Origin of the sequence: Cloacibacterium caeni, assembly GCF_907163125.1 — a bacterium.
Taxonomy (GTDB): domain Bacteria; phylum Bacteroidota; class Bacteroidia; order Flavobacteriales; family Weeksellaceae; genus Cloacibacterium; species Cloacibacterium caeni_B.
Genome location: NZ_OU015319.1, coordinates 1,352,338 through 1,369,241 on the forward strand (window position 1 = coordinate 1,352,338; position 16,904 = coordinate 1,369,241).

The following is a 16,904-nucleotide window of genomic DNA, read 5'->3' on the forward strand; positions in this document are numbered from 1 at the left end:
TTTATTCTTTAATTGCTTTTTAAGTGAGCTAAGTTGGCGAAATTCATTCGCTATGAAGCTTTATGGGAATTGTTATTTAAACAGACTTTTTTCTATCACAAAGTTCACGGAGAGCAGGTGAAATGATGGCGTTTTTGAGGGCTCTGAGGAACATCGGAGATTCTTCACTATGCTACGCTTCGTTCAGAATGACATGGTTCTATTTTTACTCACGATTAGGAATCTGAATTATTTTTGAAACGCAAAGATTTTTATCATTGAATTGCTTTTTTAAGCGAGCAAAGCGGGAATTCGCTAGCGAATTGATGAAGCGTGTGTTTTAAAATGTTTTTTTCGAACGTATTTATTTGTGTTGTGGCTTCGACTACGCTCAGCCACCGTGTATGAAAATTATTTTTATGCTCTTTTGTTTTATTTTTTAAACGCAAAAGTTTTATTCTTTCATTACTTTTTTAAGTATGCTAAGTTGGCGAAATTCATTCGCTCTGAAACGAGGTGGAAATTGTATATATTCTATCACAAAGTTCACGGAGATGTGGTGAAATGATAGCGTTTTTGAGTGCTCTGAGGAACATCGGAGATGTTCTGGAAAGGTCACGTATTTTCGGTTGGCAAGTGTAGAAAAACTTTTTCCTTGATGAAGAGATTCTTCACTACTCTACGCTTCGTTCAGAATGACATAGTTCTGTTTTTTACTTACGATTAGGAATCTGAATTATTTTTTAAACGCAAAATTTTTATTATTGAATTACTTTTTTAAGTATGCTAAGTTGGCGAAATTCATTCGCTCTGAAACGAGGTGGAAATTGTATATATTCTATCACAAAGTTCTCGGAGATGTGTTGAAATGATGGCGTTTTTGAGTGCTCTGAGGAACATCGGAACTCAAAGTCTGGAGACTTTGCGCAGCAATGTGTTTTTAAAATTGAGTTATTGATGCTTTGAAAGTATAATATTTATACAAGTTTTTGTAAATTTGAGTGGTGCAACTTGCACTATAAATTTGCAGAATACCACGAACGGAAGTAAACTTCCTTCTCGGGACTTCGCAAATCCGCCGAACCGTTAGCTGTCATGCTATTAAACACAACAAAGACAACATATGAGAATAAAAGAAATACAAATTACAGACTTCAAAAGATTCACAAATTTAAAAATAACAGGACTACCTTGTTCTGCAAAACTTGTTGTTTTAGTTGGTCCGAATGGTAGTGGCAAGACCTCTTTGTTTGAAGCATTTAACCATTGGTATAGACTTGAAGGGTTTAGTACTGTTGGTCAGCAAGATTATTTTGTAAAAAAGGACAGTCAAGGAAAATCAGACAATTGGTACCAAAACAAAGTGAAAATTGACTTTCATGACTCTTTTGTAAAACAGGAATTGAAAGATAAATTTTACTTTAGAACTGCTTACAGAAATGAACCCGACTTTACTGTTAACACTCTAAATAATCAAAGAAATCCGACAGAAAATTCAAAATTTGAAACATTGAACGGAAACGATTTGACAGTTTCGGAAAACTATCAAAGATTAATTTCTCAAACACTTGCAGGGGTTTTTAATACATCCAATAATTCAAAGACAGTTGAGAATTATAGAGAGGAGCTTATAGGGGAAATAAAAACATCTCTGAAAAATGTCTTTGACGATTTAACATTAAGTTCTATTGGCGACCCGTTATCAAATGGCAGCTTCTATTTTGAAAAAGGTAATTCAAAGGATTTTCATTATAAAAATCTATCCGCAGGAGAAAAATCAGCTTTTGATTTGTTATTAGATTTAATTATAAAATCTAAATTTTACTCTAACACAATATTTTGCATTGATGAGCCTGAAGCACATATGCACACCAGACTTCAATCGAAATTATTAGCTGAACTTTATAGGCTAATTCCAGAACATTCTCAGCTTTGGATTTCCACACATTCAATTGGAATGTTAAAAGAAGCTGAAGAACTAGAAACTAAAAATCCTACAACCGTTACATTTTTAGACTTTGATAATCGGGATTTTGATTCAGAAGAGATAATTACGCCAACAAAAATTAATAAATCTATTTGGAACAGATTCTTTGAGTTAGCTCTTTCTGATTTTTCAAAGTTAATTTCCCCAAGACAAATTGTTTTTTGTGAAGGAACACAGCAAGGTAGAAAATGTCAAAATTTTGATGCTCAAATTTATTCGAAAATATTTGAGGAAAAATACCATGACACTACATTTGTTTCTATTGGTTCATGCAATGAAATCGAAGACATCGAAAACCAAAGTGTGAAATTAGTTTCCAATATTCTAAAGGCATCTAAAATCATAAAGTTTGTAGACAGGGACGATAAAAGTAATGCAGAAGTAGCAGAACTTTTAACTAAGGGTATAAAAACACTTGATAAAAGACACATTGAAAATTATCTGTTAGACGATGAAATCATTAAAAAACTTTGCATCGCACAGGGACAAGAAGATAAAATCGATGCTTGTCTAATTGCAAAACAAGACGCCATCAAAGACAGCATTGAGAATAGGCATAATCCTACTGATGATATTAAATCCGCAAGTGGTAAAATTTACACAGAACTGAAAAGAATCTTGAGTTTAAGACAATGTGGGAATAATACAATCTCATTTCTTAGAGACACGATGGCACCCTTAATTACTGACGAAACAGAAATATATAAGGACTTGGAAAGACAAATTTTTGGTACAAAAAGCACAAACAGCTAACATGGGTAACTGTTGCACCACTCCTTTTTTTTTAGAAAATAGTCATTAAAAAAATAAAACATGAAGTCAATGTCACATTCTATAACAAAAACAAAATCCTCAAATTGAAATCAATTTGAGGATTTTTTAAACAAAGTAATAAAGCTATTTATTTGAAAACACTTACATTTCCTTGCTTGTCTGTGAGTCTTCCTGAATATCCATCATCAGACAGTTCCCAAGCATAAAAACCATCTGTAAAAATAGGTTCACCTTTTGGATTGGTTCCTTTTGCCACCAATTTGTGTTCTTCTTCATCATTCTTTTTAAGAGTCATCGCTAAATCTATTCCTTCGGCAAAATACGTTACCACTATGGTTTCTCCTTTATCATTGGTTAAGGTTTTTGCCTCTTGTTTTAAAGAAACTTCTTTAGAATTTTTATCACTTATCACTGGTGAATTTTCTGTGGTCGATGATTCTTTGTTACAAGAAATCAAGAAAGCGAACATTGCTAAGATTATCCAATTATTTTTCATATTGATTCAATACTGTTTTTTTAAAAGAAATGAGTCCACTATATGAGCCGTCATTATTTTAAAAAATAATCACAAAAATGCTCTTCTGTTTTACAGGTGCAAATTTGCTAATAAATGTCATGTTTATTTTATGATTCAAGTCATAAATCCCAAGTGTTAAATAACGTTAAATTTGCTATCAAATTAATATTAAAATAAAAATATATGAAAAATTTGAAATTTCTAATTCTTCCTATGATGGCTTTCGCGATGGTTTCTTGTGGTAATGACAAGCCTGCAGACGCTTCTGCACCTACCTCATCTACAGAAACATCTGCTGCTACTACGGAAACTAGTGCATCATCTGAATCAGGACAATACGATCCGAAAAGAGGTTTAGGTAAATATGACGAAAGCAACGTAGATGTGAGCAAATTTGACGCTGCTATGGCTGCTGAAGGGAAGAAAGTATCAGAGGTAAAATGTACTTCTTGTCATAAACCTACAGAAGAAAAATTAGTAGGTCCGGGATGGAAAGGTGTGACTACAAGACAAACTCCACATTGGATTATGAACTTCATCAGCAATCCAGATCCTATGATTAGTGTAGACCCAGAATTACAAAAACAATTAGAGATTTGTTTAGTGAGAATGCCAAACCAAGGGCTTAATGAAACTGAAGCAAGACAAATTCTAGAGTACATGAGAGAAATCGACGGTGCAAAATAATTTAGATAGACTATAAAAATAAATATATGAAAATTATTCAGTTATTTGGTATTTCGGCCTTTGCTTCATTAGCATTTTTAGGCAGTTGTAAACCCAAAGGTACAGAAACCGCAGTAAGTGGTGACGCCGCAGAAAAAGTGTATGTAGCACCAGGAAAATATGATGAAATGTATAATTTCGTTAGTGGTGGGTTCAATGGACAAGTAAATGTTTATGGATTGCCAAGTGGTAGATTATTAAAAGTATTACCTGTTTTTTCTGTAAATCCAGAAAATGGGTATGGTTACAGTGAAGAAACTAAACCGATGTTAGAAACTTCTCACGGATTTATTCCTTGGGACGATCAACACCACCTTGATTTGTCTCAAACTAATGGAGAAATAGATGGAAGATGGTTATTCGCTAACGCTAATAACACACCACGTGTTGCAAGATTAGATCTTAAAACATTTAAAACAGTAGAAATTATAGAATTGCCGAACTCTGCAGGTAACCACTCTTCACCATTTATCACAGAGAATACTGAATATGTAGTTGCAGGAACCCGTTTCTCTGTTCCTACAGATGATCAAAACGGAGACGTTCCTATTAATTCTTTCAAAGAAAACTTCAAAGGAGTGATTTCTTTCATTGGTGTAGATAAAGAAACCGGAAAAATGGACATCAGATTCCAGCTCCAAGCTCCTGCTGTAAACTTTGACCTTTCTCACGCTGGTAAAGGAAAATCTCACGGTTGGTTCTTCTTCTCTTGCTACAATTCAGAACAAGCCAATTCTTTATTAGAAGTAAATGCTTCTCAAAATGATAAAGACTTCATCATGGCGGTAAACTGGAAAAAAGCAGAAGAATATCTTAAAGCTGGAAAAGGACGTAAAGTAAAAACAAAATACGCTCATAATACTTGGAATGAAGAAACTCACACTGCTACTTCTGAAATGAAAGAAGAAGTAACAGTTCTTGATGTGGCTGAATTAAAAGACATTTGCTATTTCATGCCTACACCAAAATCTCCTCACGGTTGCGACGTAGATCCAACAGGTGAATATATTATTGGTTCTGGTAAATTGGCAGCAATGATTCCTGTTCACAGCTTTAGCAAAATGTTAAAAGCTATTGAAACTAAACAATTCTCAGGGGAATATGGTGGTGTCCCAATCTTGAAGTATGAAGCCACACTACACGGTGAAGTTCAAAAACCAGGTTTAGGTCCACTTCACACAGAGTTTGATGGAAAAGGTAACGCTTATACATCTATGTTTGTATCTTCAGAAGTTGTTAAATGGGATATTAAGACACTTAAAGTGTTAGATAGACAACCAACTTTCTACTCAACAGGTCACTTAATGGTTGCAGGTGGTGATACCAGCAAACCTTTCGGGAAATATTTAGTAGCTTATAATAAAATTACTAAAGACAGATTCTTACCAACAGGTCCAGAATTAACTCAATCTGCTCAGTTATTTGATATTAGCGGAGATAAAATGAAGCTGTTATTAGATTTTCCAACTTTTGGTGAACCTCACTACGCACAAGCTGCTCCTGCAGAATTATTCACGAAAAATCAGTTGAAATTCTATGATATTGCTAAAAACAAACATCCTTATGTTACTAAAGGTGAAGCAGACAGTAAAGTAGTGCGCCAAGGTAATAAGGTTCACGTTTATATGACTTCCATTCGCTCTCACTTTGCTCCAGATAATATTGAAGGTATCAAAGTAGGTGATGAAGTGTACTTCCACGTGACCAACTTAGAACAAGACTGGGATGTACCGCATGGTTTCGCTATCAAAGGCAATCAAAATGCAGAATTATTGATTATGCCAGGTGAAACTTGTACTCTAAAATGGGTTCCTAAAAAACCAGGAATGTACCCAATGTATTGTACAGACTTCTGTTCTGCATTACACCAAGAAATGCAAGGTTATGTAAGAGTTTCACCAGCTGGAAGTTCTACACCCCTTACTTACAGCCTTAATAACAAAGCAGATAATGCCAAAAGTCCTGTAAAACAAGGAGAAACTAAATAATTTAAAAGGGCAGTTTCTACTGCCCTTTTTCTTTTAAAAAATTCTAATTATTGAATTTTAAACATTCAAAAAAAAAAAAAAATGAAAACGAATTCATTATCAAAGCTATCTATCATTCTTTTATCCATTTCAGGAATTGGGTTAGTTATTAGTATTTTTGTTCCAATTTGGGCTATTTATTTAGAAGCTCCGCAATATCCCGAAGGTTTAGGAATGTTCTTGCACGCCAATAAAATTACAGGAGATTATGAAATCATCAATGGTCTCAACCATTATATCGGGATGAAAACCATTCATCAAGAAGATTTTTGGGAATTTAAAGTATTACCTTATGCGTTAGGATTTTTTGCCGTTTTGGCGTTCCTTTTTGCTTTCTTGAAGAAAAAATGGGGACTTTATTTTTTTACGGCTCTATTTTTACTTTTCGGAATCGCTTTTATGGTAGATTTTTGGCTTTGGGAATATGATTACGGACACAATCTCAATCCTAATGCTCCTATAATCGTACCAGGAATGAGCTATCAACCACCATTATTAGGTTTTAAGCAACTACTGAATTTTGGAGCTTACTCTTATCCTGATGTTGGAGGATGGATTATGTTTGCGGTAGGGATTATTTCATTGGTTTTATCTGTTTTAGAATTCAAATCTTCTAATAAATAATGTAAAAATGAAAAATTTATTTAACATTCTAGGAATCATCTCTTTAGGTATATTTTTTTCCTGTTCACCAAAAGGTCCAGAAAAAATAAACTTCGGGAAAGACCAGTGCGAACTTTGCAAAATGGGAATAGAAGACCCTAAATTCGCCACAGAGCTTATTACAGAAAAAGGCAGAATCTATAAATTCGATGATCTGAACTGTATGCAAAGTTATGCCACCGAAAATGCAGAGCAAGTAGGTCAAGCCAAATTGTATGTGCCTGATTTTATTACCAATGAATTGTTCCCAATAGAAAAAGCAACCCTTATCACAGGTGGTGCTATAAAAAGCCCAATGAATGGTAATGTAGCAGCATTTATCGACAAAACCAAAGCCCAAGAAGAAGCTCAAAAATTAGGAGCGAGCTTCCTAGAACAATAAATTTCACTTTAACTTATAGCTTTTAGGCTTTGTGAGAAACATTATTTTTAATATTTTTAGCAAAGCCTATTTTTTTGAAACATCTTGAAAAATTTATCCAAAATATTATCATTTTTCTTCCTCCTGAATTTTGCGTATCATTCAGCGAAAACGCTTGTGGTAGGTAAAAATCAGGCTTACAAGACCATTAACTCTGCCCTTGTTCAAGCTCAAAATGGCGATACCATTTTGGTGCAAAGAGGACATTACAGAGAAGGAAATATCAACATCCAAAAATCTATTGCCCTGATTGGAATCGGTAGACCTGTTTTGGACGGGCAAATGAAGTACGAAATTGTTTCTCTAAGAGCCAATAAAATTCTTTTGCAAGGTTTTAAAATCATCAATTCTGGGGAAGACGAAGTGAAAAACATAGGTGCTGTTCGTTTATATGACAGTCAGTTTTCAACCATTAAAAATAATATTTTCGAGAACAATTATTTCGGGATTACCATTCAGAGAGGGTATCAATGTTTGATTCAAAACAATAAAATCACCACCAATAGAGGAAAATCTCAAGAATTAATCGGAGATGGCGTTCACGTTTGGTCCAGTGCAGAAATCTGGATCAAAAACAATTACATTTCTGGTCACAAAGACGGCATTTACTTAGAAAAAGCCAACAACACCTTTGTTTTTAGAAATATTTCCGAAAAAAATAAACGTTATGGGTTGCACTTCATGTTCGCGCATAACAATGTCTACACTGGAAATATTTTTAAGAATAATGACGCTGGAGTTGCGGTAATGTACAGCCGAAATGTAGGCATGTATAAAAATAAATTCCTCGATAACTGGGGAGATGGCGTTTATGGGCTCTTGCTCAAAGACCTTACCTTCAGTAAAATCAAAAACAATATTTTCAATAACAACACGGCTGCCATTTTTATGGACGGTTCATCTAAAGTTGACCTTTACAACAATCAGTTTTCTAATAACGGTTGGGGTATAAAACTCAATGCCAATTGCATGGAAAACCGTCTCATGAAGAATAATTTCGAGAACAATACTTTCGATGTGAGCACGAGTGGAAGCCTTGTGATGAATATTTTCAAAAATAATCACTGGGACAAATACGAAGGTTATGATCTAGACAAAGACCAAATTGGCGATGTTCCTTTTCATCCCTTGAGTTTATACTCCGTGCTTTCTGAACAAAATCCTATGATTATGTTGTTGTACCGAGCATTTTTTGTGGAGATATTAGACCGTTCCGAACGCTTAATTCCAAGTCTTACTCCTGAGAATTTTGTGGATGAGAAGCCAGAGATGAAAGCGAATGAGGTGATGGAGTGATGAGGTTATGGAGTGATGAAGTTGTAAAGTTGTAAAGTTGTAAAGTTGTGAAGTCGTGAAGTTGTGATGGAGTGATGGATGAAGGATGAAGGATGAAGGATGAAGGATGAAGGATGATGGATGAAGGATGATGGATGAAGGATGATGGATGATGGATGATGGATGAAGGATGAAGGATGAAGGATGAAGGATGATGGATGAATGGTGAATTGATGCTCCGTTTTGTGATTTTAAAAATTATTTTTATAAAAAGTTATGATTGAAATAAAAAATTTAACCAAAAAATTCAATAAGTTCACTGCGCTTAATCAGGTGAATATTCGCTTTAATGATGGGCATTCTGTTGCACTCATTGGTCCCAATGGTTGCGGAAAAACTACCCTTATTAAATGTATTCTCGGATTAAATGTAGTAGAAGATGGCGATATTTTGGTCAATAATGAAAGCGTAAAAGAACATTATCTCTACCGAAAAAATATTGGTTACATGCCTCAAATTGGTCGATATCCTGAGAATATGACCATCGCGCAAACCATTCAGATGATTAAAGATACCCGAAAAGTCTCTGAAAGCGAATTAGATACTGAACTTTTAGAAGCTTTCGAACTGGAAAGTATCTTCGACAAAAAAATGCGCACGCTTTCTGGCGGAACTACCCAAAAAGTAAGTGCTGTTTTGGCTTTTTTATTCAATCCTGGGATTATAATTTTGGATGAACCTACGGCAGGTTTGGACCCACTTGCTTCTGAAATTTTAAAAAATAAAATCATCAAAGAAAAAAACAAAGGAAAACTCATCATTATCACGTCTCACCTGTTGAGCGAATTGGATGATATTGTGAGTGAAATTGTTTTCATGAATGAAGGAAAAGTCATTGTTCACCAATCTGTAGAAGAATTAATGACCGAAAGAAAAACCGAGAAAATCTCAGAAAGTATCATCAGTATTTTAAAGGAAATGAAGCCATGAACAATATCGCAAAATTCATCTTTTTCGACATTTTAAAGAATAAAATCGTCTTGTTGTATACCCTACTCCTCTTTGTTATTTCATGGTCAGTATTGGGATTAGACAGCAATTATACCAAAGCTACGTTGAGTTTGCTCAATATTGTTTTATTGGTGGTTCCACTTGTGAGCATTATTTTTTCTACGATTTACGTCTATAACAGCAGTCAGTTTATAGAATTATTGCTCAGTCAACCCATTGCTAGAGGCAAGATTTGGTTGAATATTTTTATCGGACTTTCCTCCGCATTGATTTTGGCGTATTTACTTGGTTGTGGCGTTCCTATTTTGCTTTATTCTTCTATAGAAACAGGGTTTTCGCTTATTATCATTGGAGTAATGCTTTCGGTTATTTTCACGGCATTTGCTATGTTGTCTTCGATTGGAAGCAGAGACCGAGCCAAAGGAATAGGCATTTCGATTTTTGTATGGTTGTTTTTCGCTATTATTTATGACGGCATTTTATTGGTTCTCATGTTCCAATTTTCGGATTATCCCATTGAAGGAATCATGGCGACATTGGCAGCGATAAATCCTATTGGTCTTGCCCGAATTTTCGTGCTCTTGCAACTCAATATTTCAGCGATGCTCGGCTATTCTGGAGCAGTTTTTAAAGATATTTTTGGTTCAGGTGGCGGAATGGGAATTTCTATGGTGATTCTCTTTATTTGGATTGCGGTCCCTTTTCTGCTCTCTTATATCAAATTTAACAAGAAAGATTTATAATTTTTCATCATTTGTGTTTTTTTTGTAGATCTTCCCTCTTTGGGAAGATTTTTTTTTAAAATATCAATTTAGCTCTTTTTTCAATTCTCTGATAAATCTCACGTTTTCAAGCCTTTATTTTATGATTACAATCATAAAAGCATGACTGGGTTTGCTCGTAATTTTATTTAAAATTTTATAAAAATATGAAAAAGACATTTCTAATCCTTTCTTGTGTTGCTTTAGGACTTATCTCTTGCAACAAAACCGAGGCTACCACTGAAACCTCAACCTCTACAGAAGCTGTAGCTGGTGGTCAAGAAGCTGTAGTAGACGAAGATTCTGCACCTACCATTGTAAAATTAGCGGCAGGAAATAAAGATCTTTCTACCCTTGTTACCGCAGTAGAAGCAGCGGGACTCACTACTTCACTGAGTAATGCAGGTCCATTTACTGTTTTTGCGCCTGTAAATGCTGCTTTTGATAAATTACCTGCTGGAACAGTAGATGATTTATTAAAACCTGAAAACAACAGTAAATTGGGTGATATTTTAGGACACCACACTTATGTAGGAGTGATTAAAACAGAACAAATGACTGACGGTCAATCATTAGGCATGGTAGACGGTAAAAATATTACTATTAAAATGGTGAATGGCAAACCAACCATCAACGGAACCGTTAATATTATTGCTACCGTTCCTGCATCTAACGGAATTGTACACGTAGTAGATGGTGTTATTTTACCACAATAATTATTACATAGGTTTTTCACAACAAAAGGCTTACTGATTTTTAGTAAGTCTTTTTTTTATAGCATCTTTTGCAATTTTTTTAACGCAAAGATTTTTTATTATTCCTATATTTTTAAGGGAGCAAAGTTGGCGAAATTCATTCGCTATGAAGCTTTGTGGAAATTGTATATTTTCTATCACAAAGTTCTCGGAGATGTAGTAAAATGATGGCGTTTTTGAGGGCTCTGAGGAACATTGGAAATTGTGAAGATGTGAAGTTGAAATATTTTGCTTTTTGAAGAGATTATTCACTATGCTGCGCTTCCTTCAGAATGACATGGTTATGTTTTTTGCTCACGATTAGGAATCTGAATTATTTTTGAAACGCAAAGATTTTTTATTATTCTTATGTTTTTAAGGAAGCAAAGTGGGAATTCGCTAGCGAATTGATGAAGCGTGTGTTTTAAAATTGTTTTTTCCGAACGGATTTATTTGTGGCGTGGCTTCGACAGGTTCAGCCACCGAGGTGGAAAATTATTTTTAGGTTTTATTGTTGAATTTTTATATTGTGGCTTCGACAGGCTCAGCCACCGAATTGAGATAAAAATTACGGTTTTCCTTAGTTTTGTTTATATTTGTTTTAGATTACTCTATAAGAATAGATGACACCGAAAAAAACAATAACTGATTAAATTGAAAATATGAAATTCATTTACAACCAATTACTTTTCATCATCATTGCACTTGCAAGTTGTTCAAACGTTTCTCAACCCACCGACCCCATTCCAGAATACGAAACCTTTAAAATTCAATCCAAAAAAGTGGGTGAAGAAAGAATAATTAATGTTTGGACACCTCCAAACTACAAGAATGATAAGGATTCATTAGCCGTGATGTATATGGCAGATGGTGGGATAAAAGAAGACTTTCCTCACATTGCTAATACATTGGCCAAACTTATAAAAGAAAAGAAAATAAAACCTTTAATTCTAGTAGGAATTGAAAATACTGAAAGAAGAAGGGATTTAACAGGTTTTACAGAAATTGAAAAAGACAAAGAAATCGCAGCAGTTGTTGGTGGTTCAGAAAAATTTAGAGCATTTATTAATGATGAACTTTTTCCTGAAATTAACAAACGATATAGAACTACAAATGAAAAAAGCATCATTGGAGAATCTGCATCAGGTTTATTTGTAATGGAAACCTTCTTTTTAACACCTCAAATGTTTGACCATTATATTGCTTTTGATCCTTCATTATGGTGGAATAATCATTATTTAGTAAGAACAGCAAAAGAACATTTATCTAAATTTCCATCAAACGAAAAACGAGTTTGGTTTGCTGCTTCAAATGCAAAAGACATTTCGCCTTTCACAAAAGAATTAGCAAACATCTTAAAAAAAGAAAATAAAACTAATCTAAAATGGAAATTTTCTGATGAACCAAAAGAAAAACATACTACTATTTTCAGAGCTACAAAAGAAAAAGCAATTATTTGGACATTAAATAAAACAGAGTAAAAAGCTATAGAAGCAATATTAATAATTATTTCACAATCTTTTCTTTATTTTTTAAAAAGATGTAAAACTCCGAAGATTGAAACTTCGGAGTTTTTTACACTGTAGCTTTGACAAGCTCAGCCACCGAGGAAAAAATTACGGTTTTCCTTTATTTTATTTTCTGCTTTTTGTTTATATTTGTTAGGAACTAATAAACTGAAATTCAAAACACGAACTAAACAAAATCTTACCATTATTTACCAACCTATAAATTATTGAAATGAAGCGTTTTGTAATTTGATTTCGTTTATTTGAGTATTAGCTAGTGTTAAAAAAAAATGTTCAAAAATGAAGAAAATTTCAAGTTTACTAACATTATTGATTTTTACTCTAAATTTTTCACAATTAATTTCGGGAAAAATATTAAAAGAAGACAGAAATCCAATTCAAAGTGCAAGAGTTGGAATTGAAAACACTAGAATTGGTGATTTGACAGATCAAAATGGGAATTTTAAAATTGACTTTTCAGGTATTGACAAAAATGCCAAGCTAAAGGTTTATGTTAGTGAATTTATACCATATGAAATCAAAGTAAATGAGTTTATAAAATCAAACGGAGAAATTATTTTGAAAGAAAAAATAATAAACATTGAACCCGTAAACATTAACCCAAAGAAATATAAATATAAAAATTTTGGAACTTCAAATGCCAAAACCAATTATTGTGGTTATAATTCAGAAAAAAAAGATAGATTATTTAATGAATATGCAATAAAGGTAGAAAACAAAAAACACTTAAAAATAAAGTCAATCAATCTAAGTATAGTAAATTTTGACGTTAAGGATTCTGCAACTTTAATATTTGATATCCAAAATGCGTCAAATGGATTTCCTGACGACAAAAAATCCTTGACAAATGAAACATTAAAACTAACAATAAGTAAAAACGATATTATAAATAACAAAGTTTCATTTGATGTAAATGAAAAAAATATTTGGACAAATGAAGATTTCTTTGTACTTGTGCGAGTTGATGAAAGTTTAAATGGTAAACTCTACTTTGGCGGTAATATATTTGCTTTCTCAAAAGATACTTACTATCGTACTTATTTTGGAGAATGGAAAAAATTTTCCACAGGTGAACCTTCAATAAATGTTGATGTTCAAATAGAAAAATAAGCAAAAAGGCTTACTGAAATTCAGTAAGCCTTTTTTGGATTTATAAAAAAGTAAGGGGTTTAATTGTTTTTTTCCTTTAAGGTGTTGAAGATGATTAGAATAGAGATTAAAATGAGTACAGAGATTCCGAATAAAAATTCATTGGCAAAAGGAATCGCTACATATTTTATCGAGAAAATGCCCATTAATCCCAATAAAAATTCATTCAGAAAAACGCTTAACAGAAAATATTTTAATCCAGTATTTAATCTTGGGCTTGTTTTAAAATTTTGAATCACTTGACTCAACAAAAAAGTTGCAACACACATCAGTAAAATCAAGTGTAAATACGCAATCACCACGTTTCTAAAACCGAACGCAAATTGAGAAACCGCAGGAATAACAGAACCCAATTGCAATAAAATTTTCACTACAAAAGCAAAGCCTACATAGATGAAAACAAATCTTTGCAAAGGATTGGTCGTGGTTTTTATCTTTGGCCATTGATTTTTTATCCATTTAAAAAAGAGAAAAACTCCGTAAGTTTGAACAAGCGTTGCCAAAACAATGACTAGATAAATCCAAACAGGAAGTTTCAACCATAAAACCGATAAACCGAAGCCTATGAAACATCCTATGAACAACAACCAAAATATCATTTTGCTTTCTGTTGAACTGATTAGAATTCCTTTTTCTTTCAGGTGATAAAAGAGCAATCCTAGACATGAAAAAATAAAAAATCCGTTGTACTGAAAATGCAGATAAAAATAGGTAGACGCTAAATATAATTCCTGTACCACGTTTTTACTCGCCATCATATAACTCAATGTAAAAACGCCTAATGATGACAATACGGCAAAGAAAAAAGCTGCTAAAAACCAAATTTTGGAAGTTTCCTGAAGGTTTTTAAGGTCTTTTATTAAGAAAAAATAGTATACAAAACTATTCAGCAAAGCGATGGTGGAAAAAATGATGGACAACCAATAATATCCTGCATAGAGAAAACTCAACAGCATTCCGTAAGAAGCGAAAAAATTAACCCCAATCAATATTTGGTATTTTTTCATCTGAATTACTTCTACCGTTTTGCTTAGATATTGTGCTACTAAAATGTAAATGCACGAAGTGATGAAGCCATAAAAAGCAAAATGAGAATGGGCTTCTTGCAGATGTTTTTGTTCTACAAAAGGCAAAGAAAAGGCAATTTTATAGCGCATCAATACGCCTAAAATCGCAACGATTACAAAACTGAAAACAGAAAACTTAAGTAAGAATGCTTGATTTTTCATGCCCTAAAATTAGAGAAATTAAAACGCTAATTCTATGATTGTAATCACAGCGACTAGAAATAAATTTTACCATTTCTGATTTCTAATTTGCCATCTCTTTCCATTTTTTTTACGGTTCTGATGATGGTTTCGGTTCTGAGACCCGTCATATTCGAAAGTTCTTTTCGGGTGATGTCAATCAGGATTTTTTCTTCGCCACAGCTTTTTTGCTTTTTATAATCGCAGAGTTGGCTGAAAATTCTGTTCTCAGGATTTAGAAACACAATATTTTTAATAGAATTGCTTTTGTTGATGGATTTTTCGGCAATAGACTTGGTAAATTCTATGAGTAAATCTGGTTTTTGTTTGAGATAATTGAGGAAATTATCTTTGTTAATTTTGTAAACTTCTGCACATTCTGAAGTCACCACTACATTTCCCGGAAAAGGCCTCCCTAACAGAACCGCTGGTTCCCCGAAAAAACTTTGGTCAAATACTTTGTGTTGCAAAAATTCTTTTCCTTCTTCGGTAAAGTGAAAGACAGAAAGTTCTCCTTTTACCAAATAGTAAAAACATTGCGAATAATTTCCTTCGCTTTGGATAAGCTCATCTTTTTTGTATTTTTTTAACTCAGCATTTGTGTTAAAACTAAATTCTTGATCTATAATAAAACTCATCGCAAAAATATTTTACCTTTTGCAATTTACAAAATTTTAAATGACTTTACTAAAGAATTCAAAAAAGACTAAACCCTCTCATTTTCAGCATAAAAAAGCGCTCAACATAGCATTGAACGCCTTTTTAACAAAAATTTCAAAACAATTTCTTATCTCCAACCGCCACCTAAAGCGCGGTATAATTCTACTCCTGCTTGTAATTTGGTATATTGAGCATTGGCAATGTTAATTTCGGCATTCAATTTATTCACGTTGGCATTCAGCACTTCTAAATAATTCGCCATTCCATAATTCACCAATTCCTGAGAAAACTCTACCGATTTATCATACGCTGATAATTCTTTTTTCTTAAAAGCGATGAATTGGTCTTGCGCATTGTACATTTTTAACGCATCTGAAACTTCATTTCCCGCATTCAGAATCGTTTTTCTAAAATTCAGATAAGCTCTTTCTTGATTCGCAAGACTTACCTCGTAATTGGTTCTGATTTGTCTTTTGTTCAAAATCGGCTGAGCCAAACCTACCAAAACATTGGCAAAAACAGAATTTCCACTGAATAATTTGTCAATATCTACCGATTGTACTCCTGTACTTCCTGTGATTCTAAGACTAGGATAAAACTGTGCTTTCGCAGCATTGGTGAGTTCAAAAGCATTGATGAGGTTAAATTCTGCCTGTTTCACATCAGGACGATTCGCCAAAAGCGCACTAGGATAACCTAAATCCGTATTGAGCGCAAAATTCTGTGTACTGAGTGATGTTCTTTCGATTTCGTGAGAAGGTTCTCCCATTAACAAAGAAATGGTATTTTCTAACATCTGAATTTGAACGTCTAAAGTCACTAAAGAAGCTTCGGCGTTATACACCAATGCTTCGCTTTGTTGAACCGCTACTTCCGAAACAATTCCTGCTTCTTTTAAAGCTTTGGTGGTTTCTAAATTCTTTTTGCGAATTTCTATGGTATTGCTGAAAATTTTCTTCTGTTCATCAAAAGCTAAGAGTTGATAATACGCTGTCGCAATAGAAGCCACCAAATTGCTTTTTACATTTTGATGCGCTGCAACAGAACTCAGATATGCTGCATATTGCGCTTTTTCTTGCCCTTTTAGTTTTCCCCAAAGGTCGAGTTCCCAACCAAGATTTGCAGTAATATCAAATTGATTGATGTATCTTCTTTCTCCTACAATTTGTCCGAACTGAGTGTTCAGCGACGAGGTATTAAAAGAATAATCAGGTCCCACAGAAATGGTAGGTTGATACGCTGCTTTTGACTGTTTCAGATAGGCTTCTGCACTCGCAATATTTTGCAAAGCGATTCTGATGTCTAAATTATTTTCTAAAGCTTTGGCAATGTTTTTTTGCAAAACAGCATCGGTAAAAATTTCTTTCCAAGAGAGATTTGCCATGCTTAAACTGTCTTTTGGCAAGGCATCTGTTCTGAAAAGCTTTTCGTCTACCACATCGTT

At 33.6% G+C, this 16,904-nt stretch carries 15 protein-coding genes; 11 read left to right on the forward strand and 4 right to left on the reverse strand.

The window, feature by feature from the left end; translation table 11 throughout:
• Positions 1–1,102 precede the first annotated feature (1,102 nt).
• Complete coding sequence (locus KKQ79_RS06210; RefSeq protein WP_213189396.1) at positions 1,103–2,719, forward strand: AAA family ATPase; 1,617 nt, start codon at positions 1,103–1,105, stop codon at positions 2,717–2,719.
• A 148-nt stretch (positions 2,720–2,867) separates the two neighbouring features.
• Here the strand turns inward: KKQ79_RS06210 and KKQ79_RS06215 are convergent, their stop codons facing one another.
• Positions 2,868–3,236, reverse strand: a complete 369-nt coding sequence (locus KKQ79_RS06215) for a hypothetical protein (RefSeq protein ID WP_213189397.1) — start codon at positions 3,234–3,236, stop codon at positions 2,868–2,870.
• A gap of 204 nt (positions 3,237–3,440) precedes the next feature.
• Here KKQ79_RS06215 and KKQ79_RS06220 point away from each other — a divergent pair, with 204 nt between their 5' ends.
• The 10 genes from KKQ79_RS06220 (at position 3,441) to KKQ79_RS06265 (ending at position 13,514) form a co-directional block, all read left to right on the forward strand.
• Positions 3,441–3,944, forward strand: coding sequence for a c-type cytochrome (locus KKQ79_RS06220; protein WP_213189398.1), 504 nt, complete (start codon positions 3,441–3,443; stop codon positions 3,942–3,944).
• A gap of 26 nt (positions 3,945–3,970) precedes the next feature.
• A complete protein-coding gene (nosZ, locus tag KKQ79_RS06225) occupies positions 3,971–5,971 on the forward strand; it encodes a Sec-dependent nitrous-oxide reductase (RefSeq protein WP_213189399.1) in 2,001 nt (666 codons plus the stop codon).
• Positions 5,972–6,052: 81 nt separating this feature from the next.
• Positions 6,053–6,634, forward strand: coding sequence for a hypothetical protein (locus KKQ79_RS06230; protein ID WP_213189400.1), 582 nt, complete (start codon positions 6,053–6,055; stop codon positions 6,632–6,634).
• A 7-nt stretch (positions 6,635–6,641) separates the two neighbouring features.
• Positions 6,642–7,055, forward strand: a complete 414-nt coding sequence (locus KKQ79_RS06235) for a nitrous oxide reductase accessory protein NosL (RefSeq protein WP_213189401.1) — start codon at positions 6,642–6,644, stop codon at positions 7,053–7,055.
• A gap of 84 nt (positions 7,056–7,139) precedes the next feature.
• Positions 7,140–8,390 carry a nitrous oxide reductase family maturation protein NosD gene (gene nosD / locus KKQ79_RS06240; protein ID WP_213189402.1) on the forward strand — a complete coding sequence of 417 codons (1,251 nt, stop codon included), beginning with the start codon at positions 7,140–7,142 and terminating at the stop codon, positions 8,388–8,390.
• A 255-nt stretch (positions 8,391–8,645) separates the two neighbouring features.
• On the forward strand, positions 8,646–9,359 hold the full coding sequence (locus KKQ79_RS06245) for an ABC transporter ATP-binding protein (protein WP_213189403.1): 714 nt from the start codon (positions 8,646–8,648) through the stop codon (positions 9,357–9,359).
• Positions 9,356–10,123, forward strand: coding sequence for an ABC transporter permease subunit (locus KKQ79_RS06250; RefSeq protein ID WP_069796454.1), 768 nt, complete (start codon positions 9,356–9,358; stop codon positions 10,121–10,123). Before KKQ79_RS06245 ends, KKQ79_RS06250 begins: the two co-directional genes overlap by 4 nt.
• Positions 10,124–10,308: 185 nt before the next feature.
• Positions 10,309–10,857, forward strand: a complete 549-nt coding sequence (locus KKQ79_RS06255; RefSeq protein WP_104793566.1) for a fasciclin domain-containing protein — start codon at positions 10,309–10,311, stop codon at positions 10,855–10,857.
• A 680-nt stretch (positions 10,858–11,537) separates the two neighbouring features.
• The gene (locus tag KKQ79_RS06260) at positions 11,538–12,356 is read left to right on the forward strand and encodes an alpha/beta hydrolase (protein WP_213189404.1); all 819 of its coding nucleotides are present in this window, start codon (positions 11,538–11,540) and stop codon (positions 12,354–12,356) included.
• 327 nt (positions 12,357–12,683) lie between these two features.
• Positions 12,684–13,514 carry a carboxypeptidase-like regulatory domain-containing protein gene (locus KKQ79_RS06265; RefSeq protein ID WP_213189405.1) on the forward strand — a complete coding sequence of 277 codons (831 nt, stop codon included), beginning with the start codon at positions 12,684–12,686 and terminating at the stop codon, positions 13,512–13,514.
• 59 nt (positions 13,515–13,573) lie between these two features.
• On the opposite strand, the gene KKQ79_RS06270 is transcribed toward KKQ79_RS06265, so the two are convergent.
• The 3 genes from KKQ79_RS06270 to KKQ79_RS06280 all read right to left on the reverse strand — a co-directional run bounded on the left by KKQ79_RS06270 (position 13,574) and on the right by KKQ79_RS06280 (position 16,898).
• Complete coding sequence (locus KKQ79_RS06270; protein WP_213189406.1) at positions 13,574–14,782, reverse strand: hypothetical protein; 1,209 nt, start codon at positions 14,780–14,782, stop codon at positions 13,574–13,576.
• Positions 14,783–14,835: 53 nt separating this feature from the next.
• Entirely contained in the window at positions 14,836–15,438 is a 603-nt protein-coding gene (locus KKQ79_RS06275; RefSeq protein WP_213189407.1) for a Crp/Fnr family transcriptional regulator, read from the reverse strand.
• Positions 15,439–15,587: 149 nt separating this feature from the next.
• Positions 15,588–16,898 (reverse strand): TolC family protein, encoded by a 1,311-nt coding sequence (locus KKQ79_RS06280; RefSeq protein WP_250131203.1) that lies wholly within the window; start codon positions 16,896–16,898, stop codon positions 15,588–15,590.
• Between the last annotated feature and the right edge of the window lie 6 nt (positions 16,899–16,904).

Bases quoted from the DNA above. Each gene is read 5' to 3' on its own strand.
- KKQ79_RS06275 (WP_213189407.1), bottom strand. From the start codon at position 15,438: ATGAGTTTTATTATAGATCAAGAATTTAGTTTTAACACAAATGCTGAG.
- KKQ79_RS06235 (WP_213189401.1), top strand. From the start codon at position 6,642: ATGAAAAATTTATTTAACATTCTAGGAATCATCTCTTTAGGTATATTT.
- KKQ79_RS06215 (WP_213189397.1), bottom strand. From the start codon at position 3,236: ATGAAAAATAATTGGATAATCTTAGCAATGTTCGCTTTCTTGATTTCT.
- KKQ79_RS06210 (WP_213189396.1), top strand. From the start codon at position 1,103: ATGAGAATAAAAGAAATACAAATTACAGACTTCAAAAGATTCACAAAT.
- KKQ79_RS06245 (WP_213189403.1), top strand. From the start codon at position 8,646: ATGATTGAAATAAAAAATTTAACCAAAAAATTCAATAAGTTCACTGCG.
- KKQ79_RS06270 (WP_213189406.1), bottom strand. From the start codon at position 14,782: ATGAAAAATCAAGCATTCTTACTTAAGTTTTCTGTTTTCAGTTTTGTA.
- KKQ79_RS06250 (WP_069796454.1), top strand. From the start codon at position 9,356: ATGAACAATATCGCAAAATTCATCTTTTTCGACATTTTAAAGAATAAA.
- KKQ79_RS06260 (WP_213189404.1), top strand. From the start codon at position 11,538: ATGAAATTCATTTACAACCAATTACTTTTCATCATCATTGCACTTGCA.
- KKQ79_RS06255 (WP_104793566.1), top strand. From the start codon at position 10,309: ATGAAAAAGACATTTCTAATCCTTTCTTGTGTTGCTTTAGGACTTATC.
- KKQ79_RS06220 (WP_213189398.1), top strand. From the start codon at position 3,441: ATGAAAAATTTGAAATTTCTAATTCTTCCTATGATGGCTTTCGCGATG.
- nosZ (WP_213189399.1), top strand. From the start codon at position 3,971: ATGAAAATTATTCAGTTATTTGGTATTTCGGCCTTTGCTTCATTAGCA.
- KKQ79_RS06265 (WP_213189405.1), top strand. From the start codon at position 12,684: ATGAAGAAAATTTCAAGTTTACTAACATTATTGATTTTTACTCTAAAT.
- KKQ79_RS06230 (WP_213189400.1), top strand. From the start codon at position 6,053: ATGAAAACGAATTCATTATCAAAGCTATCTATCATTCTTTTATCCATT.